General features: G+C 62.3%; 19 protein-coding genes and 1 tRNA gene. 5 read left to right on the top strand and 15 right to left on the bottom strand.

Annotation, left to right across the window (positions count from 1 at the left end; genetic code table 11):
• Positions 1 to 11: 11 nt before the first annotated feature.
• The 11 genes from pheT to ACZ41T_RS16380 all read right to left on the bottom strand — a co-directional run bounded on the left by pheT (position 12) and on the right by ACZ41T_RS16380 (position 11,145).
• Positions 12 to 2,357 (bottom strand): phenylalanine--tRNA ligase subunit beta, encoded by a 2,346-nt coding sequence (pheT, locus tag ACZ41T_RS16430; protein ID WP_464922414.1) that lies wholly within the window; start codon positions 2,355 to 2,357, stop codon positions 12 to 14.
• Positions 2,358 to 2,373: 16 nt separating this feature from the next.
• The gene (gene pheS / locus ACZ41T_RS16425; RefSeq protein ID WP_464922413.1) at positions 2,374 to 3,357 is read right to left on the bottom strand and encodes a phenylalanine--tRNA ligase subunit alpha; all 984 of its coding nucleotides are present in this window, start codon (positions 3,355 to 3,357) and stop codon (positions 2,374 to 2,376) included.
• A 194-nt stretch (positions 3,358 to 3,551) separates the two neighbouring features.
• Positions 3,552 to 3,911: a 50S ribosomal protein L20 gene (gene rplT / locus ACZ41T_RS16420; RefSeq protein ID WP_464922412.1), complete on the bottom strand. Its 360-nt coding sequence runs from the start codon at positions 3,909 to 3,911 to the stop codon at positions 3,552 to 3,554.
• Positions 3,912 to 3,923: 12 nt separating this feature from the next.
• On the bottom strand, positions 3,924 to 4,121 hold the full coding sequence (gene rpmI, locus ACZ41T_RS16415) for a 50S ribosomal protein L35 (protein WP_464922411.1): 198 nt from the start codon (positions 4,119 to 4,121) through the stop codon (positions 3,924 to 3,926).
• 133 nt (positions 4,122 to 4,254) lie between these two features.
• Entirely contained in the window at positions 4,255 to 4,710 is a 456-nt protein-coding gene (infC, locus tag ACZ41T_RS16410; RefSeq protein WP_464922410.1) for a translation initiation factor IF-3, read from the bottom strand.
• 189 nt (positions 4,711 to 4,899) lie between these two features.
• Positions 4,900 to 6,807, bottom strand: coding sequence for a threonine--tRNA ligase (gene thrS / locus ACZ41T_RS16405; protein ID WP_464922409.1), 1,908 nt, complete (start codon positions 6,805 to 6,807; stop codon positions 4,900 to 4,902).
• A gap of 199 nt (positions 6,808 to 7,006) precedes the next feature.
• Positions 7,007 to 7,083: transfer RNA gene (locus ACZ41T_RS16400), tRNA-Val, on the bottom strand.
• A 77-nt stretch (positions 7,084 to 7,160) separates the two neighbouring features.
• Positions 7,161 to 7,715, bottom strand: a complete 555-nt coding sequence (thpR, locus tag ACZ41T_RS16395) for an RNA 2',3'-cyclic phosphodiesterase (RefSeq protein WP_464922408.1) — start codon at positions 7,713 to 7,715, stop codon at positions 7,161 to 7,163.
• Positions 7,708 to 8,190 (bottom strand): 2-C-methyl-D-erythritol 2,4-cyclodiphosphate synthase, encoded by a 483-nt coding sequence (gene ispF, locus ACZ41T_RS16390; protein WP_464922407.1) that lies wholly within the window; start codon positions 8,188 to 8,190, stop codon positions 7,708 to 7,710. Before ispF ends, thpR begins: the two co-directional genes overlap by 8 nt.
• Positions 8,183 to 8,875: a 2-C-methyl-D-erythritol 4-phosphate cytidylyltransferase gene (ispD, locus tag ACZ41T_RS16385; protein ID WP_464922406.1), complete on the bottom strand. Its 693-nt coding sequence runs from the start codon at positions 8,873 to 8,875 to the stop codon at positions 8,183 to 8,185. The genes ispF and ispD overlap by 8 nt, the downstream gene beginning before the upstream one ends.
• Positions 8,872 to 11,145, bottom strand: coding sequence for a DNA translocase FtsK (locus tag ACZ41T_RS16380; protein WP_464922405.1), 2,274 nt, complete (start codon positions 11,143 to 11,145; stop codon positions 8,872 to 8,874). The genes ispD and ACZ41T_RS16380 overlap by 4 nt, the downstream gene beginning before the upstream one ends.
• A 110-nt stretch (positions 11,146 to 11,255) precedes the next feature.
• Here ACZ41T_RS16380 and trxB point away from each other — a divergent pair, with 110 nt between their 5' ends.
• The 3 genes from trxB to ACZ41T_RS16365 are packed head-to-tail and all read left to right on the top strand — an operon-like array spanning position 11,256 to position 13,372.
• Positions 11,256 to 12,212, top strand: coding sequence for a thioredoxin-disulfide reductase (gene trxB, locus ACZ41T_RS16375; RefSeq protein WP_464922404.1), 957 nt, complete (start codon positions 11,256 to 11,258; stop codon positions 12,210 to 12,212).
• Between the two features lie 29 nt (positions 12,213 to 12,241).
• The gene (locus ACZ41T_RS16370) at positions 12,242 to 12,904 is read left to right on the top strand and encodes a Smr/MutS family protein (protein WP_464922403.1); all 663 of its coding nucleotides are present in this window, start codon (positions 12,242 to 12,244) and stop codon (positions 12,902 to 12,904) included.
• 12 nt (positions 12,905 to 12,916) lie between these two features.
• Complete coding sequence (locus ACZ41T_RS16365; protein WP_464922402.1) at positions 12,917 to 13,372, top strand: peroxiredoxin; 456 nt, start codon at positions 12,917 to 12,919, stop codon at positions 13,370 to 13,372.
• A gap of 259 nt (positions 13,373 to 13,631) precedes the next feature.
• Here the strand turns inward: ACZ41T_RS16365 and ACZ41T_RS16360 are convergent, their stop codons facing one another.
• The 3 genes from ACZ41T_RS16360 to ACZ41T_RS16350 all read right to left on the bottom strand — a co-directional run bounded on the left by ACZ41T_RS16360 (position 13,632) and on the right by ACZ41T_RS16350 (position 18,349).
• Positions 13,632 to 15,005 (bottom strand): IS1182 family transposase, encoded by a 1,374-nt coding sequence (locus ACZ41T_RS16360; protein ID WP_464921300.1) that lies wholly within the window; start codon positions 15,003 to 15,005, stop codon positions 13,632 to 13,634.
• Positions 15,006 to 15,425: 420 nt separating this feature from the next.
• On the bottom strand, positions 15,426 to 15,908 hold the full coding sequence (locus ACZ41T_RS16355) for a GNAT family N-acetyltransferase (protein WP_464922401.1): 483 nt from the start codon (positions 15,906 to 15,908) through the stop codon (positions 15,426 to 15,428).
• 434 nt (positions 15,909 to 16,342) lie between these two features.
• Complete coding sequence (locus ACZ41T_RS16350) at positions 16,343 to 18,349, bottom strand: ATP-dependent DNA helicase (protein ID WP_464922400.1); 2,007 nt, start codon at positions 18,347 to 18,349, stop codon at positions 16,343 to 16,345.
• A gap of 190 nt (positions 18,350 to 18,539) precedes the next feature.
• Between ACZ41T_RS16350 and ACZ41T_RS16345 the strand changes: the two genes are divergently transcribed.
• Both ACZ41T_RS16345 and ACZ41T_RS16340 read left to right on the top strand, forming a co-directional pair.
• Positions 18,540 to 19,337, top strand: coding sequence for an alpha/beta hydrolase (locus ACZ41T_RS16345; protein ID WP_464922399.1), 798 nt, complete (start codon positions 18,540 to 18,542; stop codon positions 19,335 to 19,337).
• Complete coding sequence (locus ACZ41T_RS16340; RefSeq protein ID WP_464922398.1) at positions 19,334 to 21,700, top strand: putative bifunctional diguanylate cyclase/phosphodiesterase; 2,367 nt, start codon at positions 19,334 to 19,336, stop codon at positions 21,698 to 21,700. The genes ACZ41T_RS16345 and ACZ41T_RS16340 overlap by 4 nt, the downstream gene beginning before the upstream one ends.
• Here the strand turns inward: ACZ41T_RS16340 and ACZ41T_RS16335 are convergent.
• Positions 21,602 to 23,281 carry an ABC1 kinase family protein gene (locus ACZ41T_RS16335; RefSeq protein WP_464922397.1) on the bottom strand — a complete coding sequence of 560 codons (1,680 nt, stop codon included), beginning with the start codon at positions 23,279 to 23,281 and terminating at the stop codon, positions 21,602 to 21,604. The two genes, ACZ41T_RS16340 and ACZ41T_RS16335, sit on opposite strands and share 99 nt — an antisense overlap.
• Positions 23,282 to 23,510 lie beyond the last annotated feature (229 nt).

The raw sequence follows: 23,510 nt of genomic DNA, 5'->3' as shown, positions 1-23,510 counted from the left end.
TAAAATTTACGCTACACCCGCAAAGAGGCATTGCACTGACGAAGTGCGGCATCGACCAGTTTTTGCACGGCATCGTCCACTTCCCGATCCGTCAATGTGCGTTCAGTATCTTGCATAACTACCCGTATGGCAAGGCTTTTTTGGTTTTCGGTCACACCTTTTCCACGGTAATCGTCGAACACCTCGATTGAGCGCACCCAGTCAGCCGCGGCCTCGCGCAGCGCAGCCAGCAGCTCGCCGGCTGGCGTATGAACGTCCAGCACAAACGCCAGATCGCGCTGCATCTGCGGGAAGCGGGACAACGCGGCATACCGCGGCAGACTGCGTCGGGCAAGCGCCAGGCTGTCGAGTTCGAACAGCACCGGTGCGGCCGGTAGATCGAACGCCTGCACCAGGCGCGGATGCAGCGAACCGATCCAGCCGATGGACCAGCCATCGGCCCACAGTTCGGCACACTGCCCCGGATGGAGGGCGGGATGCACACCGCTGCGGGCATCCAGCGCATGACCGAACAGCCGTTCCAGGTCACCTTTGAGATCGAAGAAATCGACGCGGCGCGACGGCGCGCCCCACTGCTCGGGAAGCGCGTCGCCATAAACCAGGCCGCCCAGCCGCATCGGCTGTTCGGCAAGCGACACGTACACCCGTCCCAGCTCGAAAATACGCACCCGCGCCTGCTGACGGTTGAGGTTGTGGCGCAGGGTTTCGATCAGACCGCCCCACAGGGTAGTTCGCATCGCCGACAACTGGTTGGCGATCGGGTTGGCGAGCAACAGCGGGCGGGCAGTGGCGTCGAACGCAGTCTCCCATGATGGATCGACAAAACTGTAGGTGATGACTTCCTGGTAGCCGAGATCGACCATCATCTGGCGCAGGGTATCGTCGGCCAGCACTGTTTCGTCCTGCGGCAGCATGCGCAAGGGTGCCGCAGGCGGCTGCGCCGGAATGTTGTCGTAGCCGAACAGGCGCACCGCTTCTTCGATCAGGTCTTCCTCGATCGCGAGATCGAAACGGAAACTCGGTGGCGTGACGACGAAGCGGTCGTCCTGGCGCTCGACATTCGCGCCGATGGCGGCAAGGTCGCGCGCAACCTGGTCGGCATCGAGCTCGATGCCGACCACGCGCGTCAGGCGCGCCAGCCGCAGGGTGATCGGCTCACGCCGGGGCAACTCGGCGACCGCCTCGGTGATCGGCCCGGCCTGGCCGCCGCAGATGTCGAGCAGCAGCTGCGTTGCGCGTTCCATCGCCTGCCGGGTGGCGCCGAAATCGACGCCGCGCTCGAAGCGGTGCGACGAATCGGTCGACAGGCCCAGGCGCCGGGCGCGGCCGGCAATCGCCGCCGGCACGAAGAACGCGGCCTCCAGCATGATGTCGACGGAGACGCGCTCCACGCTGGTCGGCTGCCCGCCCATGATCCCGGCCAGCGCCACCGGCCCGCCGGCATCGGCGATCACCAGCATATCGGGGGCGAGTTCGGCGAGCTGGCCATCCAGCAATTCGAGTTTTTCACCCGGACGCGCCAGTCGCACCTCGATGCCGCCATTCAAGCGCGACAGCGCGAAGGCATGCATCGGCTGGCCGAATTCGAGCAGCACGTAGTTGGTGATGTCGACCGGCGCCAGCAGCGGTCGGATGCCGCTACGCTCGAGCCGTTGCGCCATCCAGCGCGGCGTGGCGGCCTGCGCGTCGATGCCGCGCACCACGCGCGCCAGATAGCGCGGACAGGCCTCGCTTGCCGTCACCTGCAGCGGCACCGCATCCTGGATGCTCGGGGCGACTTCGACGATCTGCGGCAACCTCGCCTCGGCGCCGGTGATCGCGCCAACCTCGCGCGCCAGGCCTTGTATCGACAGGCAGTCCGCACGGTTGGGCGTGAGTTTCAGGGTGATGAGAGTGTCGTCCAGGTTGAGCCAACTGCGGAAATCCTCGCCCACCGGTGCGTCTTCATCCAGCACCATCAAGCCATCCGCCGCACCTTCCAGGCCCAGTTCCCTGGTCGAGCACAGCATGCCGAAGGACTCGACGCCGCGCACCCTGGCGACCTTGATCTCGATCCCGGGCAGCGTCGCGCCGGGGCGGGCGCACGGCACCTTGAGGCCTGCCGCCGCGTTGGGTGCGCCGCACACAATGGTGACCGGCGCCGCTTCGCCGACATCGACCCGGCACACGCGCAGGCGATCGGCGTCGGGATGTTTCTCCGCCGACAGGATTTCGGCCACCACCACGTTATTGAAGGGCGGCGCGGCGGGCGCCAGCGCCTCCACTTCCAGTCCCGCCATGGTCAGGGCATGGGCCAGTTGGGCGGTATCGAGCGCGGGATTGACGAGGCTGCGTAGCCAGGATTCCGGGAATTGCATGATGATTTCGCTTTAATTAATTGAATTGCTTGAGAAATCGCAAATCATTTTCAAAGAACAGCCGCAGGTCGTCGACGCCGTAACGCAGCATCGCCAAACGCTCGACGCCCAGACCGAATGCGAAGCCCTGATAGCGTTCGCTATCGATGCCGACGTGGCCGAACACGTTGGGATGCACCATGCCACAGCCGCCGATCTCCAGCCAGCCGTCGCCCCAACTCATATCCATCTCGGCCGAAGGCTCGGTGAACGGGAAGAACGACGGACGGAAGCGCACCTGCAAATCATCGCGTTCGAAGAAGCGTTGCAGGAAGTCCTGCACCACGCCTTTCAGATTGGCGAAGCTGATCTGCTCATCCACCCAAAGGCCTTCGGCCTGGTGGAACATGGGCGAATGGGTGGCGTCGGAGTCGACCCGGTAGACGCGGCCGGGGGCAATGATCTTGATCGGCGGCTTCTGGTGCTCCATGTAGCGCACCTGCACCGGCGAAGTGTGGGTGCGCAGCAACGCCCCGCTCTGCAGATAAAAAGTGTCGTGCATCGCGCGGGCCGGATGGTCTTGCGGGATGTTGAGTGCAGTGAAGTTGTAGAAATCGGTCTCGACCTCGGGCCCGGTCGCCACATCGAACCCGATCGTACGGAACAGCGCCTGAATGCGCGCCAGCGTCTTCGACACCGGATGCAGACCGCCGTGCCCCAATCCACGTCCCGGCAGGCTCACGTCCAGCGTCTCGGCCGCCAGTTGGCGATCCAGTTCGGCCTGCTGCAAGACGTCACGGCGGGTTTTCAGCGCCACCTCGACCGCCTGCTTGGCCTCGTTGATGCGAGCGCCGGCGGTCTTGCGCGCGTCGGCCGGCATCGCACCCAGGCTTTTCAGCAGTTCGGTGAGCTGGCCGCTTTTACCAAGATAAGCCGCCTTGACCTGTTCCAGCATCGGCAAATCGGGGCTGGTCTGGATCGCGGCAAGGGCGTCGGCAACGATTTCGTTTGGATTGCGCATGGCGGTTTTTACATATCGGGAATTTATCCGCGAAGGACGCGAAGTTCACAAAGAAAAGCGAAACGACCGAAGCCCGATCGATACGCCAGCTGGTTTTTCTCTTCGCGCTTCTTCGCATTCTTCGCGGATAAACTCGTTTGAACAATACCAACAAAAAAAGGCCTTGCGGCCTTTTTTTGTGACGGTTTGACGGCTTACGCCGCCAGCTTGGCCTTGACCTGATCGACGATCTTGGCAAACGCATCCTTGTCAAAAATCGCGATATCGGACAGCACCTTGCGGTCGATCCCGATCTCTGCGCGGCTCAAGCCGTTCATGAACACGCTGTAGGTCAGACCGTACTGACGCGCGGCGGCGTTGATACGGGCAATCCACAGCCTGCGGAACTGGCGCTTGCGCTGACGACGGTCGCGGTACTGGTACTGACCGGCCTTCATCACCGCTTCATTGGCGACGCGGAATACGTTCTTGCGGCGGCCGCGATAGCCTTTGGCGGCGTCGAGGACTTTCTTGTGACTGGCGCGGGCGGTTACACCCCGTTTGACGCGTGGCATGGTCTTTCTCCTTTATGCGTAGGGCAACATGCGAGCAACCGACTTGTGGTCGCTGGCACCGACTGTTTCCGTGCCGCGCAACTGGCGCTTACGCTTGGTGCTCTTCTTGGTGAGAATGTGACGCATGAACGCGTGCGAGCGCTTGAACCCGCCGCCGCCCAGTGCGCGGAACCGCTTGGCGGCGCCGCTCTTGGTTTTCATCTTAGGCATGATGCTTCCTTTTATCTCATGCGGCCAGGTGATCCCACGGCGTGGAATGCTTCACCAACCCGACTGCACGTATTGTGGCGTTTTCACCCGCTGGCTTGACCCGTCAGGGGCCGAGAAACGCCGGTCTCGAAACTCAAATTTTCTTTTTCGGCGCCAGCATCATTACCAGCTGGCGGCCTTCCATCTTGGGGAACTGCTCGACCACCGCCAGTTCGGCCAGGTCGGCCGCGACCCGCCTCAACTGGTTCATGCCGATTTCCTGGTGGGCCATTTCGCGGCCCCGGAAACGCAGCGTAATCTTGGTCTTGTCGCCTTCTTCCAGAAACTTGATCAGGTTGCGCAGCTTGATCTGGTAATCGCCTTCGTCGGTACCCGGACGGAACTTGATTTCCTTGATCTGGACCTGCTTCTGCTTCAGCTTGGCTTCGTGCTGCTTCTTGCTTTCCTGGTACTTGAACTTGCCGTAGTCCATGATCTTGCACACGGGCGGCTGGGCCGTCGGTGCAATTTCCACCAGATCCAGGTCAGCTTCTTCTGCCTGACGCAGCGCATCGTAAATTTTTACGATGCCAAGCGGCTCGCCTTCCACACCGACCAAACGTATCTCGGGGGTGGTAATTTCCCCATTGATGCGTGTCTGTTTCTTTTCTGTCGCGATGAGTTGTTCTCCAAATAAAAACCTGACGCTACGCGCCGAGGCAAAAAGATCAAACCATAAATAAAAAGGCGCGGGGCCGCCCTTAACTACAGGAGGTCCCTGCGCCTTGTTTGACCGCCATTACTGGCGCGCCAGCGTTTCCGCTTTCAGGCGCGCCATCAAGTCATCCAAACTGAGCTGCCCCAGATCCTGGTTGCCGCGGGCACGGACGGAAACCATCCCGGTTTCCATTTCCTTGTCGCCGACAACCACCTGATAAGGCAGCTTTTGCAAGCTATGTTCGCGGATTTTATAAGTAATCTTGTTATTACTCAAGTCCGACATCGCACGGATACCCGCCTCGCGCAGCGCCTGGGTGACTTTTTGTGCATAGTCGGCCTGGCGCTCGCTGATATTCATCACCATCACCTGCACCGGCGCCAGCCACAACGGGAAGTTGCCGGCATGGTGCTCGATCAGGATGCCGATGAAACGCTCCATCGACCCGAGAATCGCACGGTGCAGCATCACCGGAGTCTTGCGGCTGTTGTCCTCGTCGACGAATTCGGCGTCGAGGCGCAGCGGCAGGTTGAAATCGAGCTGTATGGTGCCGCACTGCCACAGCCGACCAATCGAATCCTTCAGGGTGAACTCGACCTTGGGGCCGTAGAATGCACCCTCGCCGGGCTGCAGGTCGTAGGCCAGCTTGCTCTTGTCGAGCGCCGCCGCTAGCGCCGCTTCGGCCTTGTCCCAGGATTCGTCCGAGCCGACCCGTTTGTCCGGACGGGTCGACAGCTTGACCAGCACGTCGTCGAAGCCGAAGTCGGCGTAGGTCTTCTGCAGCATGACGATGAAGTCGGCGACTTCCTGCTCGACCTGGTCTTCGGTGCAGAAAATGTGCGCGTCGTCCTGGGTGAAGCCGCGTACCCGCATGATGCCGTGCAGCGCACCTGACGGCTCGTTGCGGTGGCACGAGCCGAACTCGGCCAGGCGCAACGGCAGGTCGCGATAGGAATGCAAGCCGCTGTTGAAAATCTGCACATGACCCGGGCAGTTCATCGGCTTCACCGCGTAGTCGCGGTTTTCCGACGCGGTGGTGAACATGTTCTCGTGGTAGTTTTCCCAGTGGCCGGACTTCTCCCACATGCAGCGGTCCATCATCGCCGGGGTGCGCACTTCCTGATAGCCGTATTCGACGAATTTCTGCCGCATGTACTGCTCGATCTGCTGCCACACGATCCAGCCCTTGGGGTGCCAGAACACCATGCCCGGCGCTTCGTCCTGCATGTGCAGGAGGTCGAGTTGCTTGGCAAGCCGGCGGTGGTCGCGTTTTTCGGCCTCCTCCAGCCGGTACAGATAGTCCTCAAGGTCTTCCTTTTTTGCCCAGGCCGTGCCGTAGATGCGCTGCAGCATCTCGTTCTTGCTGTCGCCGCGCCAGTAGGCGCCGGCCAGTTTCATCAGCTTGAAGTGCTTGAGCTTACCGGTCGACGGCACGTGGGGGCCGCGGCAGAGGTCGATGAAGTCATCCTCGCGATACAGCGAAATATCCTCGTTGCTCGGGATCGACGCGATGATCTCGGCCTTGTAGCGCTCGCCCATGTTCTTGAAGAAGGTCACCGCCTCGTCGCGCGGCATCACGCTGCGCTCGACTGGAATGTCCCGCTTGGCCAGCTCGGCCATTTTTTTCTCGATGGCCGCCAGGTCTTCCGGCGTGAACGGGCGCTTGTACGAAAAATCGTAAAAGAAGCCGTCCTCGATCACCGGCCCGATGGTCACCTGCGCGTCGGGGAACAGCGACTTCACCGCATGGGCCAGCAGGTGCGCGCTGGAATGGCGAATCACGTCGAGGCCGTCGGCATCGCGGTCGGTGACGATGGACAGCAGCGAATCGGCGTCGATCAGATGGCGGGTGTCGACCAGCTTGCCGTTGACCCGTCCGGCGAGTGCCGCCTTGGCCAGCCCCGCGCCGATACTGGATGCGACCTGCGCGACCGTGACCGGGGCTTCGAACTGCCGGACGGAACCATCGGGAAGCGTGACGTTGATCATGATTCAAACTCCAGAAACAAAAAAAGCGCGGACCGGCCGCGCTTTTGGGTACTACAGGAAGCTTGCAGAAACTCTGCGAACAGCAATGCGCCGGGTTTATCGAGTGACAAGCCGACTAGTTCGCAGTGACATTCCACAAGCTCCACGGGGCGAGCCCCACTAATAAAACTAAAACGGGTCATCCCGACCCTTCAAATATTGGTAGGCGCGAATGGACTCGAACCATCGACCCCCACCATGTCAAGGTGGTGCTCTAACCAGCTGAGCTACGCGCCTAATGCGGGGCGCATCATAACCGAAACGCCACGCGCGTGTCGAGTCGGCGCGGGGGTTTTTTGACTTTTTATGTTGTTTTACGCCAGCGGCCAGCGCCGGATCACGTCGTAATGCATCCCGTCGGCCTCGCGGCGCGAGACCACCAGCACGAAATCTCTCACCGGCCAGTGCACCGGCTCGCATGGCAGCGCCTCCCCGCCAGCCGAATTGCGCAGCAGGGTGACGTGCGGCACATGCGGGCGCGCGTCGACGGCGAACCCGCCGCCCTGCAGGGCAGTGTTCAGCGCGCCGACCAGTTCGAGATGCTGCGGCGTCTGGTTCACCCCCAGCCAGCCGATCCGGTTGTGCCGCCAGTAGCCGGCCTGGTCGAGGACAAGCTCGAACGCATCGGTGCGGACCATGTCGGCGCAGGCGGCCAGGGCATCCAGTTGCCCGGCCGGCGTGCTGCCGAGAAAGGCCAGGGTGATGTGCAGCGTGTCGGCGCGCATGCGGCGGCCGCCCCAGTGCTGGTGCAGCCACTTGCCGGCTCGGTTGAGCGCGGCGCGGGTGGCGTCGTCCGGCCATAGGGCGAAGAACAGCCGCAGCGTGTCGGGTCCGGCCGGGCTGGACTCGATTAAACCGGGTTCAGTCACGCGCGATCAGGCACACCGCTTCCGCCGCGATACCCTCGCCGCGCCCGGTGAAGCCGAGTTTTTCAGTGGTGGTGGCCTTGACGTTGACGTGCTCGATGGCGACGCCGAGGTCATCCGCGATGTGCGCGGTCATCCGCGCAATGTGCGGCGCCATTTTCGGCGCCTGCGCGATGAGGGTGGCGTCGATGTTACCGACGCGCCAGCCACGCGACTTCAGCTGTTCGGCTACCCGGCGCAGCAGGATGCGGCTGTCGATGCCGGCGAACGCGGCGTCGCTATCCGGAAAATGGCGGCCGATATCGCCCAGCCCGACCGCACCCAGTAGCGCATCGCAGATCGCGTGCAGCAGCACGTCGGCGTCCGAATGTCCGGCCAGCCCGAGGTGATGGGGAATGTCGACGCCGCCGATGATGAGCTTGCGGTTGGCGGTGAAGGCGTGGACGTCGAGGCCGTGGCCGATGCGAAAATCAGTCATTCAGATGCTCCAGGATGAGGCTCGCCAGGCGCAGGTCCTGCGGATAGGTAACCTTGAGGTTGCGGCTGTCGCATTCCACCAGGCGCGGATGCAGCCCCAGCTGTTCGATCGCCGACGCCTCGTCGGTCATGTCGGCGTCTGCCGCGCGCAACGCGTCACGCAGCATGCCGTGACGGAACATCTGCGGCGTCTGCGCCTGCCACAGGCCGGCGCGCGGCACGGTCACCTCGACCCGGCACCCGCCATCGGCGCGCTTCAGGGTATCGGCTACCGGCACCGCGAGCAGGCCGCCGACCGGGTCGTCCACGGCAATATCGAGCAGGCGTCCGAGTGCCTTGGCCGGCAGACAGGGGCGCGCGGCGTCGTGCACCAGCACCCAGTCATCCGCTGCGCACCATTCGGCCATTGCCTGCAGACCGTTCAACACCGTCCCGGCGCGCGCGGTGCCGCCGCAGCGCAGCACCTGCATGCGGTCCTGCCAGCCCGACCAGTCGTAGTTGTCCCACCATGCGTCGTCGGGCGACAGCACCACCACGAGTCGATCGATGCGCGGCTCGCGCGCCAATGCGGCAAGCGCATGGGCAATCAGCGGCAAGCCTTTGAGTTCGAGATATTGTTTGGGCAGCACGCCGCCCATGCGCGAGCCGCTGCCGGCGGCGGGGATCAGGGCGTGAAACCGGCTCATGCCTCCCCGCCCGGCGCCAGCACGTCACGGTTGCCGTTCGACTGCATCGACGACACCAAGCCTGCGCGTTCCATGTCCTCGATCATGCGCGCGGCGCGGTTGTAGCCGATGCGCAGCTGGCGTTGCACCGACGAGATCGAGGCGCGCCGCGTTTTCAGCACGTAGGCCACGGCCTGGTCGTACAGCGGGTCGGCTTCCGCCGCCTCGCCGAATTCGCCGCCACCCTCGCCCGCTTCTTCCGGCGATTCGAGCACGCCTTCGATGTATTCGGGTTCGCCCAACGATTTCAGGTAATCGACGACGCGATGCACTTCGGCGTCGGACACGAAGGCGCCATGCACCCGCTGCGGCATCCCGGTGCCGGGCGGCAGGTAGAGCATGTCGCCCTGCCCCAACAGCGCCTCGGCGCCCATCTGGTCAAGGATGGTGCGCGAGTCGATCTTGCTGGATACCTGGAAGGCGATGCGTGTCGGGATGTTGGCCTTGATCAGGCCGGTGATGACGTCGACCGACGGCCGCTGCGTCGCCAGGATCAGGTGGATGCCGGCCGCGCGCGCCTTCTGCGCCAGCCGCGCGATCAGTTCCTCGACCTTCTTGCCGACCACCATCATCAAGTCGGCGAGCTCGTCGATCATCACCACGATCATCGGCAGGGTTTCCAGCGGCTCCGGGTTGTCCGGCGTCAGGCTGAACGGATGGGTGAGCGGCGTGCCGGCTTTCCTGGCGTCGCGCACCTTCTGGTTGTAGCCGGCGAGGTTGCGCACGCCGACCGCCGACAGCAGCTTGTAGCGCCGCTCCATTTCGCCCACGCACCAGTTGAGCGCGCTGGCGGCCTGCCGCATGTCGGTGACCACCGGCGCCAAGAGATGCGGAATACCTTCGTAAATGGAAAGCTCCAGCATCTTGGGGTCGACCATGATCATGCGCACGGCAGACGGATCAGACTTGTACACCAGCGACAGGATCATCGCGTTGACGCCAACCGATTTGCCCGAGCCGGTGGTGCCGGCGACCAGCAGGTGCGGCATCTTGCCCAGATCCGACACCACCGGATTGCCGGCGATGTCCTTACCCAGGGTGATGGTCAGCGGGCTCGAACTGTCGTGGTAGGCCCTGGAACCGAGAATCTCGCTCAAGCGCACCATCTGCCGCTTGGGGTTGGGAATTTCCAGCCCCATGGTGTGCTTGCCGGGAATCGCTTCGACCACGCGAATGCTGATCACCGACAGCGTGCGCGCCAGGTCTTTCGCCAGGTTGACGATCTGGTTGCCCTTCACCCCCACCGCCGGCTCGATCTCGTAGCGCGTGATCACCGGGCCGGGCGAGGCCGAGACGACCTTCACCTCGACGCCGAATTCGGCAAGCTTGCGCTCGATCATCAAGGAGGTGAATTCCAGCGCCTCGGCACTCGCGGTTTCCACCGCCGCCTCGGCGGGATCAAGCAGATGCAGCGGCGGCAAGGGTGAGTCGGGCAGATCGGAGAACAGCGGCGACTGTTTTTCGGTGACGGCGCGTATCGATTGCGGCACTTCCTTCACCACCGGCTCGATGCGGATCGACGGCGCGTCGACGCGTTTTTGCTTTTCCACCGACACGACGGCTTCACGTTTTTGCTGTGCCACCTCACCCAGCTTGCGATCCTTATAGGCCTGCCAGGTATGGATCGACTTCCACCAGGCCCGCTCCACCCACTCGCCGGCGCGCTCGGCCATGCCCAGCCACGACACGCCGGTGAACAGGCTGAACCCCACCGCCATCAGCAGCAGCAGGGCCAGCGAACCGCCGGTGAACCCCAGCAGCGCACCCGCCGCCGCGCCGACGCCAGCGCCCAGCACGCCGCCGTGCGTGTCGGGCAGCACCACCGCCCAGTGCCAGGCGCGCAGCCATTCGACCCCGGTACTGGCAAGCAGCAGCAGGCCGAATCCGCCAAGCCGGAACCAGCGCTGACGGCTGTCCGCCAGCGGATTTTCATCCAGATGACGAAAGGTGTGAATGACATAAGCCAGTGCCAGCAGCACCCACCACCAGGCCGACACGCCGAAAATCATCAGCAAAAGATCGGACAGCCAGGCGCCGCTTTTACCGCCGAGGTTATGGATCGCCACGCCTTCGCCGGTGGTGCTGAAACCGGGGTCGGCCACATTGTGGGTGAGCAGAATTGATGCCAGCAGCAGCGCGGCAAAGCCAACCAGCAGCGCGCGGGCTTCGCGCAGCAGGCGCTGCATACGGGGCGGCAAAGGAGTCGGTGAACGGGAAGCGGGACGCGCCATGGGAACTCAACAAGCCAAGGTGCTCTGGATTATACCGGGCAGCCCGCATGGAAACGCTGCCGCCAAGTTTGGTTAGAATAGCCAGCTTCCCCATCGTCCGAGCACAGGCCATGAGCACCCAACACCACAAACTCGTCATTCTCGGTTCCGGCCCCGCCGGTTATTCCGCCGCTGTGTACGCCGCGCGCGCCAACCTCTCCCCCGTCGTCGTCACCGGCATGCAGCAGGGCGGCCAGCTGATGACCACCACCGAAGTCGACAACTGGCCCGCCGACGTCGACGGCGTGCAGGGCCCCGAGCTGATGGATCGCTTCCAGCGGCACGCCGAGCGCTTCAACACCGAGATTATTTTTGACCAGATCAACAGCGTCAAACTGACCGAAAAGCCCTTCACCCTGGTGGGCGACTCCGGCACTTATACCTGCGATGCGCTGATCGTCGCCACCGGCGCCTCGGCCATGTACCTGGGCTTGCCGTCCGAGCAGGAATTCATGGGCAAGGGCGTATCGGGCTGCGCCACCTGCGACGGTTTCTTCTACAAGAACCAGCAAGTGGCCGTCGTCGGCGGCGGCAACACCGCCGTTGAGGAAGCCCTGTACCTGGCCAACATCGCCAGCCACGTCACCCTGGTGCATCGCCGCGACACCTTCAAGTCCGAGAAAATTCTCATCGAGCACCTGATGGAAAAGGTCAAGGAAGGCAAGATCACCCTCGCCACCGACCACGTCCTGGACGAAGTGCTGGGCGACAAGACCGGCGTCACCGGCGTGCGCCTCAAAAGCACCAAGAATGACAGCACCCAGGAACTCAAGCTCACCGGCGTCTTCATCGCCATCGGCCACAAGCCCAACACCGGCATCTTCGAAGGCCAGATCGAACTTGAAAACGGCTACATCGTCACCCGCTCGGGCCGCAACGGCAATGCCACCGCCACCAGCATCGAAGGCGTGTTCGCCGCCGGCGACGTGCAGGATCACATCTACAAACAGGCCGTCACCAGCGCCGGCACCGGCTGCATGGCCGCGCTCGACGCCGAGCGTTACCTGGACGCGCTCGGCAAGGCCTGAGTGCCGCCCGGGCCAGGCGGTGATCCGGCATGAAGCGCGCCCGCGGCAGTGCGCTCGACCCCGCCTCGTTCGAGGCGCTGGCCCGCATGCGTCGCGTGCTGCGCGCGCAGGCCACCGCGCCGGCCTCGCTTCACCAGGCACCGCATAAGCCCAGGATTCCTGAAGACGGCACGATGCTGTTTCGCCGCGCCGTCGCCGATGTCGTTCCCCTGCCGCCTTCCAACCGCGCGGACGTTGCGCGTCCGCGCCCCAAGCCGATTGCCCGCCAGCGCCTGCGCGACGAGCAGCAGGTGCTGGTCGATGCGCTGTCCGACCCGTGGGACTGGGAAGCCGCCATCTCCACCGGCGAGGAGCTGGTTTTCTCGCGTCCCGGCGTGCCAACCGCAGCGCTACGGAAACTGCGACGCGGCGGCTGGGTCATCCAGGGCGAACTCGACCTGCACGGGCACACCGGCGACGAAGCGCGCATTGCGCTAGCCGCCTTCCTCAACCGCTGCATGAAGGACGACCGGCGCTGCGTGCGCATCATCCACGGCAAAGGCCATGGCTCGAAAAACCGTCTGCCGGTGTTGAAGAACAAGGTGCGCCACTGGCTCACCCAGCGTGAAGATGTGCTCGCCTTCTGCCAGGCCCGCACCGTCGACGGCGGTGCCGGTGCCGTCATCGTGCTGCTTAAATCCTCGTCACGTTAAAGAAACCCCACCATGAATGACCCCGTCATCAAGGACTTCGAGCTCCCCTCCACCGGCGACACCCCCTTCAAACTGTCCGACCATCGCGGCAAGAACGTCGTCGCCTACTTCTACCCCAAGGACAACACCTCCGGCTGCACCCTCGAAGGCCAGGAATTCCGTGATCTGTACGCCGATTTCGCCAAGGCCAACACGATTGTCGTCGGCGTCTCGCGCGACAGCCTGAAGTCGCACGAAGGCTTCAAGGCTGCGCACGGTTTTCCGTTCGAGTTGCTGTCCGACAAGAACGAAACCGCCTGCGAACTGTTCGGCGTGATGAAGCTGAAGAATATGTACGGCAAACAGGTGCGCGGGGTGGAGCGCAGCACGTTCGTATTTGATGTGGATGGAAAACTGGTTAAGAGCTGGCGCGGGTTGAAGGCGCCGGGGCATGCGGCGGAGGTGTTGGGGGTTGTGCAGGGGCTGTGAGCGCGTGATGCCCGATCCGTCGTTGCGAGCGTAGCGAAGCAGTCCAGTTGAGATTAAGGCGCGGAGCACCACCGAGTAGTGAGGTTTGTGGCTGGCTGACTGCCGTTGGCCGGGGGTAGCCCGGCGGCTAGCAGCCTGTCGGACTTGGAGCCCCGCACGGCAGCAATTTCCCCGCCGGGACGGTATTTGCACAATATTTAGGCATTTTTAGTCGTTCATCGCCGCATCGGTATCAAATTTGAACGGGTTTCTGCTCTTTTCAGGCGCTTGGGACGGATTTCTGGCGCAACACGGCCATGCGTTTCAAATTCCACGCCAGACATACCAGCGTCCACTCGCCCTTCGCCTTCTCCAAACCACGCAGCAAGAACTGCCTGAACCCCATCACCGATTTGATGATGCCAAACACCGGTTCCACGCTCTGCTTCCTCAGCGCATACAGCATCCGCCCCAGTTTGGTCTTGAGTTTATGCGCCATCTTTTGCATCGGCGTGGCGTCCGCTTCCAACTGCGGCGGCTCGGTGAAACGCTCGCGCCAGCCGGGATGGTGATCTTCGCGGGCGACGGCAATGTAAGGTTCAACTCCAGCTTCTTCGCAAGCGGTGATGTTGTTCGCGCTGCAATAGCCCGTGTCAGCCAGCAGGGCATCGACTGTGCCCAGGCTGGCGGGTAGCGCACCGAGCTTGTCCAGCATCGGCTGAACCTGCTGTTTGTCGTTGCCCGCATTCGTGAGTGATGCCGCCACTACCAGCATCGTCGGCGCATCGACCGCCGCCTGAGCGTTGTAGCACTGCTCAAAGCCGCCGCCGGCAATCTTCATGATGCGGGATTCCTCGTCGGTGAGATTGATCTGGTCTTCCGGACGGGGTTCCGGCGTCGGCGGCTGGGGCGGCTTGCCGCTGGGCTTCTTGCCTGATTCCGCTGCGCGTGCGGCTCGCTGGGCGAGCTTCGTTTCATAAGCCGCTTGTTCCGCTTCGAAGCGGGCTCGGGCACGCGCTTCGATCTTGGCTTTGGCGGCGGCCATGACGGCCAGCCGGTCTTCACGGCGTTTGATTTCTGCGGGCAGATTCACGCCATCCGGGATGTCGGCCTGGTCAGCGGCTTCGGCTGTCGCCAGCAGGTCTTGTACTTCGGCCTTGAGTTGGGTTTCGAGCTTGACGATGTGGCCGTGCGAGAGCGCACTGTGGCGGGAGGCGTTGGCGTGAACCTTGGTGCCGTCGAGGCTGACTGTCCCCAGCTTCAGGAGCTTCATCTCGCTCGCCAGTTCGAGCACTTGCAGGAACACGCCGGCGAGTTCTTCAAGAAAGCGGCGGCGGAAGCTGGCGAGCGTGTCGTGATCGGGGTGGCTGCCTGCGGCGAGGTAGCGGAAGGCGACGGAATCGTAGGTGGCGCGTTCGATGCGGCGGCTGGAGAAGGTGGCGGTGGCGTAGCCGTAAACCAGCAGGCTGAGCAGGACTTCAGGGTGGTAGGCGGCGCTGCCGCGCCCGGCATAGACGCGGGTCAGTTCGGTGAGGTCGAGTTGTTCGATGGCTTCGACGATGAAACGCGCCAGGTGGTCTTGGGGAAGCCAGTCTTCGACCGAGGGCGGCAGCAGGTAGGCAGTCTTGCGGTCGATCGGGCGGAAGCGGCTCATGCGATGGAGGGGCTCGGATTCGATAGCGGGATTATCGCGGATTGGAAGACGAATTGGGGGTTCAAGTCCGACAGGCTGCTAGTCACTTTCTTTTGTCTCGCCAAAAGAAAGTAACCAAAGAAAAGGCGACCCCGCTCATCCCCGAAGCCCCGAAAACCGAGCCTGCCGGGTGGGCGGCAAAGAACTCGCCCCGCTTTTGCTGTTTTTAATTGGTTTTTTGTGAGCGGAGCTCAAACACCTTTGCCGCTGATCCACCCGGCAGGCTCAATTTTCGGCGAGGCTGAGAGGGGAGGAAAGTCAAAACCAGGACGGTGGTGGCGGGGTAGTTCGCGTGCTTGTGTGACGACACCCATCCGACGCATTATGCCTGCGGCTAATTAGAGTTAAGGGACTGCCGCGCTTCTCGCGGCAGTCCCGCTTTTACGAAGGGTTGACGTGTAACGTACATGCCATGATCGCTACGTTTTCGCCATGATAATCCTTGCGAGAAATAGTACGCCAACCGAGGCGCTCATAAAATGACTCTTGGTCCGGCGTGAAAAGATAAATACATCGAATTGCCAAAGCATGGGCTTCCCGCAAAATGGCTTCTGTCAGTGCGGTTCCGATGCCTTGCTGCCGGAACGCCGGATGCACGTAGAGACTCGCCAGCCATGGCGATAACTCGGTGTGACACTCCATATTGTTTGCAACGAGGCTGACAAAACCTAAAGCGCTCTTGCCCTGCAATGCAACTAAAGTTGTCGGGATTTCTCGACGGCCCAGCCGATCTTGAATTATCTCGATCCGATGTTCGAACGATGGATCTGACTCCAAGGGCCATTGGGCATGATGCCATCCCGCAAGCAGAGGGATGAACTCCGCATGATTGGCAAGATAGTCAACGCAAAATGCATGGGCCATGGAAAACGCCTAACGAGCTAAGGGCTTGAGTACTTGTCTTGCGACGCAATTCAGCTTGAGTAGGGCGTATTCGCCGTAGGCGTAATGCGCCGGATGTGTGGCAATGGTAATTCAAACCGCCCAGTTATCACCGGCCTGGTTTTGACTTTTATCCCCTCTCAGCCCAGCCGAAAATTGAGCCTGCCGGGTGGATCAGCGGCAAAGGTGTTTGAGCCCCGCTCACAAAAAACCAAATTAAAACAGCAAAAGCGGGGCGAGTTCTTTGCCGCCCACTCGGCAGGCTCGGTTTTCGGGAATTCGGGGATGAGCGGGGGCGCCTTTCTTTGGTTACTTTCTTTGGCAAGACAAAGAAAGTGACTTGCCGCCGGCAACCCCGGTCAACGGCAGTCAGCCAGCCACAAACCTCACTACTCGGTTGTGCTTCACGCCTACATTTAACTGGATTGCTTCCCACCACGGCCTTCGGCCTCGTGACTAAAGGCAACAGCGCTCGTAATGACGGGCGAAGTCGCCTCCGCAGCAAAGAACCGCTCCACCACCTCCATCTTCCGCGTCCGCGTCATCGCCGGCAGCGCATTCAGCAACAAGCGCCCATAAGGCTTATCCGCCAGCCGCATATCGCAAATCATCAGCACCCCCCGATCGGTCTCGCTGCGAATCAACCGTCCCGCCCCCTGCTTCAGGCTGATTGCCGCGTGCGGCAGCTGATAGTCCATGAAGGGCTTGCCGCCGTTCTTCTCGGCCTGGGCGATGCGCGCGGCGACCACCGGGTCGTCGGGCGGCTGGAACGGCAGTTTGTCGATGATGACCACCGACAGCGCGTCGCCGGGCATGTCGACGCCTTCCCAGAAGCTCTGGCTGCCGAGCAGTACGGCATTGCCGGCTTTCTGGAAGCGCGCGAGGAGTTCGTTTTTCGGCGCGTCGCCCTGCACCAGCAAGGGGTAGTCCCAGCCGCGAAACTTGAAGGCATCGATCAACAGGCCGCGTGCCTTGTCCAGCGCGCGCAGGCTGGTGAACAGGATGAACGCGCGGCCGCGGCTGACTTCCAGCACCGGCAGGGCGGCTTTGACGACGGCCTCGGTGAATTCGGGCGTATTCGGTGCGGACACGCCCTGCGGCACGTAGAGCACGCCCTGGCGCGGGTAGTCGAAGGGGCTGTCGACGCACAGGGTTTCGGCATCCTCGATTCCCAGGCGGGTTTTCAGGTGGCTGAAGTCGCCGCCGACGGCGAGCGTGGCCGAGGTGAGGATCCACGCCTGGGCGCGCTCGGTGAGCTTGGCACCGAACATCGCGCCGACGGACAGCGGCGTGGCGTGCAGCAGCAGCGAACTCAGGGTGGTTTCCAGCCAGCGCACGCGGGGATTCTCGGGATCGTCGGCACGCTGCCAGCTGGCCAGGGTGGCCTGCACACCTTGCGCACGCTCGAAGCAGTTTTTCAGGTCGGCGTCGCGCTCGGCCTGGGTTTCGAGCAGCTTCGTCATTTCATCCAGCGCCGCCGACAGGGTTTTCAGCGCATCCGGCCATTTATCGTAACGCGTCAGCTCCGCAATGGTCGATTTGACCGGGTTTTGCGGAAACGCCAGGCGCAGGTCGCGTGCGGCCTTGGAAAGATCCTCCGCAGCGCGGCGCAGGGCGGGAAAGTCGCCCGCCTTCACCGCCGCCAGTCGCTTGGTGTCGCCCGCCAGATCCAGCAATTGAGCAACGGACAGGGTTTCGCCGAAGAACTGCGCAGCGGTTTCAGCCAGCTGGTGGGCCTCGTCGAGGATTACGGTATTGCAGGCGGGCAGCAGTTCGGCGACGCCTTCGTCCTTCAGCCACAGGTCGGCAAAGAAGAGATGGTGGTTGACCACGACCACTTCGGCGTCGAGCGCAGCCTTGCGCGCGGCCATGACGAAACAGTCCTTGTAGTGACTGCATTCGCTGCCCAAACAGGTGTCGCGGCTGGACACGGCGTAATGCCAGGCGGTGGCGTCTTCGGGGATGCCTTCGGCTTCGGCGCGGTCGCCGCTGGAACTGGTTTCGGCAAAACGGGCGATTTTGGCCAGCCACACCGGATCGTCGCGGTTGGCAAAACGCCCGTCGCTGAGGTTGCGCTCAAGGTGATGGTGGCAGATGTAATTGGCACGGCCCTTGAGCAGGGCCACCTTGACCGGCGACTTGAGCGCGCGGCGCGCGGCCGGAAGATCGCGGTGGAACAGCTGGTCCTGCAGCGCCTTGGTGCCGGTGGAGATCACGACTTTTCCGCCCGACAGCAGGGCGGGAATCAGGTAGGCCAGTGTCTTGCCGGTGCCGGTGCCGGCTTCGGCCAGCAGCACGCGGTTATCGGCGATCGCCCGCTCGACCGCCTCGGCCATGGCGAGCTGCTGCGGGCGCGAGCGCCAGCCGGGCAGCACCGCGGCGCACGCACCTTCAGGGGAAAAAATGGTGTTCAGATCAAACATGCCGGGAACCTGATTTCGAGCCGGAGTGTACCATCCGGCCGTGACCGAACCGATCACATCCCGCTTGGCTCCCACTTCAGTTTCACCGGTTTACAGCCGTTAGCACTACAGCTACCGTCTACACGGCCCCGCCATGCGCATTGTTTTGTTCTGCTTGCTGATATCGGTATTCCCAGCTGCTGCTCATACAATGATTGTCCAGCAGGAGATGCGCGCCGGCATTACTGCCAGCGCCGAATATCTGGTCGGCGAACGCAGCAAACCTGCCGTGCTGCTGCTGCACGGCTTTTTGCAGACGCGCGAATTCCCCACCGTGGCCACCCTGGCCCGCGGCCTGCAGGACGCGGGCTATACGGTATTGGCGCCCACGCTCAGCCTGAATATTCCCAACCGCACGCAAAGTCTGGCGTGCGAAGCGGTGCACAAACACAGCCTGGATGACGACGTGTCCGAAATCGGGCGCTGGGTGATCTGGCTAAAATCACAGGGCCACCATTCCATCGTGCTGGTCGGTCACAGCTTCGGCAGCCTGCAGTTACTCGCCTATCTGTCGCTCAAACCGGATGCGGCCGTAAAAGCCTATATCGGCGCTTCGTTGATCGAAGCCCAGATCGGCACGACTGCACGCCCTGCCCTGATCGCGCAACTGGAAGCGCGCGTGCGCGGAAAACAGCGTGCGCTGGTCAACCAGGCCTTGTCATTCTGCGGAAAATATCCCTCCACGCCTGAAGGCCTGCTGTCGTATGTGTACTGGGATCAGGCACGCCTGCTGGCTGCATTGAAGCAATCGCCGGTCGGCGTGAAACTCATCATGGGCGGTGCGGACAACATGCTGGAACCGGGCTGGATCAAGGTACTGCAGCATGTGCGGACACCAATGGTGATTGTGAAAGGCGCCAGCCATTTCATGGATGGCGCGCACGAGTTTGATCTGCTGGATCACACGCTCAAACATCTTGAAACGATCAAGGCGCCCTTATCCAGATGAAATGGCCTGCTTCCATCTCCATCAAGCAGGTCGCGCTCGCTTTCATCGCCGGTCTGCTGGTGCTGCTGAGCCTGATCGGGTACTTTGCCGCTTATCAAACGCGTGCCGCTACGCACAGTCTGGCGCAGCATAATCAGAGTGCGGCGCAGTCCGAGCTGGCTGCCGCCGTTCAGCGGCTGTTGGGTCAGACGGAAGAACAGGCCGTCAATCTGGCGCACTGGGATGAAACCCGGCAACAACTGGTGCTGCCCGAGTATTACACGTACTGGCGGGATCAGCGGGTGTACGAAAGCGGCATGCTGAACAGCCGTTTTGTCCAGGCGGCGTTGTATGCCCAGTCAGGCATGTTGCTTGCACCCAGCCCGGTAAACAACAGATTCCCGGCCAGATTGCCGCCGTTTCAGGCCTCCAGCTGGCTGGCCAACGAGGCGGGCTCAATTGCGTTGTATTACGCGTTCCCGGTATACAACAATGAACAGCGACAGACCCTGCTTGGCCACGGTCTGATCAAACTGGATTTCATGCCGGCCCTGTTGCAGCAGGAAACACTCCACTTCACCGACACCTCCAGCGTCAGCCTGGCACTCAAGCCGGGCGAAGTACTGGCCGTGCCGGAACTGTTTTCGCGCCTGAGCTTCAGCGCCCGACCCGACCTTGAGCAATTCCGGTTTCAGACCATCCTGTCGCGCACCCTGCTCGGACTGTTTGTGCTACTGGCAGCCACTACGCTGCTGGGCTTCCTGGCATACAACCGTCTGTTGATGCGTCCCTTGGGACGGCTTTTGCAGGACATCGACGCCATGCAGCACGGCCGCTTCAACCTCCATCCGCCGCGTTCGCCGGCCATGCGCATCAGCGAACTGGAGAATATCCGCCGCTCGCTGTACGACTACCAGCTGCAATTGCGGGAGCTGCACGGTTCGATGGAACACCAGAACCGCGAATTCCACTCGCAGGCGCGCCAGGATGCGCTCACCGGCTGCCATAACCGGCGCGCCTACGAAGAAGACTGGGATGATTTCCGCAAGAAACTGGAAACTTCGCCGCAGGGCGTGGCTTTCCTGCTGTTCGACTGCGACCGCTTCAAGACCATCAACGACACGTATGGCCACGCCAAGGGCGATCGCGTATTGAGCATCGTCGCCGATGCGCTGGTGATGGCACTGCGCGCCAACGACCGTCTGTATCGTCTGGGGGGCGACGAATTCGCCACTTTCCTGTCACGCACCACGCCGGCGCAGGCCAAGCAGGTTGCGCAGCGCTGCCAGAGCCTGATCGACGCCGCCGGGTTTACCGATCTTGGCATCATTGAGCCGGTCGGCCTCAGCATCGGCATCGCCTTCTGCGCGGCCGACCAGATTGAGCATATCGACGAGCTGCCCAAGCAGGCCGACATTGCCATGTATACCGCCAAGCAGCCCGGACGCAACCGTATTGCGCTGTATGGGGAAGACACCGAACGTGCCTCGCAGACACTGGTGGCCAGCCGCGAGACCAGCGCCCTGTTCCAGGCGCTGGCCACCCCCGGCATGATCGAAATGCACTACCAGGCCATTCATGACCTGCCGGGACGCCAAGTGGATTATTACGAGGCGCTGGCTCGTATTCGCTACCACGGCGATCTCATGCTACCGGCAGCGTTTCTGCCGGTGGTCAGCAGCCGCCGGCTGGAAACCGAATTCGACATGGCGGTGCTGCATCAGGTCGATGCCGATCTGTCGTCAGGCCTGTTGCCGACCGGGGCAGGCATCTCGGTCAATCTGTCGGCGCAGAGCATTTCGCGCCCCGAAGTCGTCTCGCATCTGCTGGAATTGTCGTGTCACAGTGCGAACCACCCCTTGATGCTGGAAATCACCGAAACCTCGCTCATCACGCAAATGGTCGAGGTGAGCACCTATCTCGAATTGCTGCGCACGGTGAACTACCGCATTGCCATGGACGACTTCGGCACCGGATATTCGCCGTTGCGCTATCTGGTGGACTTGCCGGTCGATGTGGTCAAGTTCGACATCTCGCTGGTGAACAAGCTGGGAAAGGACAACCGCGCCGGCCAGGTGGTGGCGGATTTTGCGCGCATGATGAGCGAAGCGGGTTATTCGCTGGTGGCCGAGGGTGTGGAAACCGAAGCCGTGCTGTGCAAGGTCGAAAGCCTGGGCATTGCCCATGCGCAGGGTTATTTGCTGGGGCGGCCCGTTCCGCTGGCGGAGTTGGCCGCCAACCTCGCCAGGACCCCGGCGCCCCATGCATTGCCTGATGCCGGAGGCTCAGTGCTTACCCGAACGCCAGATGGAAAAAATGATCCACAGGCTGTTGAAAAACGCGATCAGGAATCCCAGCAGACCGAACAAGGGAAGGCCGAATAGCTGAGGCCCACCCTCCACCGTCATGATGATGCTGGAGCCCACCACCAGCGAGGCGGTCAGGATGCCCATGGTCAGCCGGTTGCTGGCGCCGTCCAGCTGGTGGCCAAAATGATCCAGCCGCTTCAGGTCGAGGTCGATCCGCATGCGTCCCCGCCGCATGTCGCGCACCAGATGCCGCATGTCGCGCGGCAAATCGGCCAAAACCTCCAGCGTCTCGCGCACGCTCTTGCGCCCGCGCGCCAGCAACGCCTGCGGCGTGTAGCGTTGCTTGATGACGTGTTCCACGAACGGCGTCACGTGGTCGATCATGTGGAATTCCGGATTGAGCTGCAGTCCCAGACCTTCCAGCGTGATCAGCGTCTTGAACAGCAAGGTCAGGTCGGCCGGCAACACCAGGTTGTTGTCGCGCATCAGGGCGGTGACGTCATTCAGCAGCGCGCCGATCCTCACATCCTTGAGCTGCAGGTCGTCGTAATTTTGCAGCAGCTCCGTGACGTCGTAAGCCAGGCGGTCTTCATCGCCCACCGATTCGCCGCTCCAGTCGAGCAGTATCTGCAACATGGCCTGCTCGTCCTTGAGCGTCAGGGCATGCAGCATGTCGACAATCTGGTTGCGGCGTGGGTTGGTCAGCATCCCCACCATACCGAAATCGATAATGCCGATGCGGTTGTCGGGCAGAAACAGGATATTGCCGGGATGCGGATCGGCATGAAAATAACCGTGCTCCAGCACCATGCGCAGCACCGTATCGGCGCCGCGCGCCGCCAACAGCCTGGGGTCGAGTCCGCTGGCACGCAATTTGTCCGGCGCCACCCCCGCCATGCCGACAATTTCTTCCTGCACATTGACGCGGTCGTTGGTAAATTCCCAATACACCCTGGGAATTTTCACCAGCGGGTCGTCGGCAAAGTGGCGCGCGAACTGGTCGATGTTGCGCGCCTCCTTGGCCAGGTCGAGTTCGCGATTCAGCGAGCGACGGAACTGCGAGACGATATGCACCGGATCGTAGCGCCGGGCTTCAGGCATTTCGCTTTCCAGCAATTTGGCGGCGTGTTCCAAAATTCGCAGATCGGCCCGGATCACGTCCTCGATGCCGGGGCGACGGATCTTGACGACCACCGGCGTGCCGTCTTTGAGCATGGCGCGATGCACCTGCGCAATGGACGCTGCCGCCAGCGGCAGCGGATTGAATTCGGCAAACACCTCCCCGGGCTCGCCCTTGATGGCGGCCACCAGGTCGGGGTAAAGAATGTCGTAGGGCACCGCCGGTACCTGGCTGTGCAACTTTTCGAATTCGACAATCCAATGCGGCGGAAACATGTCGACCCGCGTTGCCAGCACTTGTCCCAGCTTGACGAAAGTCGGGCCCAGCTCTTCCAGTGCGCGGCGGATACGCACTGGCGCGTCGAGCTGGCTGATTTCACTGGTGCTGTGCCAGTGCAGAACCCGCCCGGCGCGTTCCAGTACGCCACCGATACCCAGGGCGCGCACCAGATCGCCCCAGCCATAACGAATCATCACCGAGGCGATTTCATGCAATCGCGGCAGGTCGCGCACGACCGAAATGGTTTCCCAGAGCATCGTTTTTTTGGAATCCGTAATGCCGAGAGTGTACCCGCAAGGGGTACACCGGATTCGTAAGCCGCTAAGGAACCGCTGATTAATTTGTCATTGCGAGGCGCGCAGCGACGCGGCAATCCAGAAATGCCCGCTTAATCAAATACGCTGGATTGCTTCGCTGCGCTCGCAATGACGGCCATATTGAATTAATCAGCGCTTCCCTAAAGCAGCAACGACTCCGCAGCACCCG

This window comes from Thiobacillus thiophilus (genome assembly GCF_055378705.1).
This window is presented reverse-complemented; position numbering and strand designations above follow the sequence as displayed.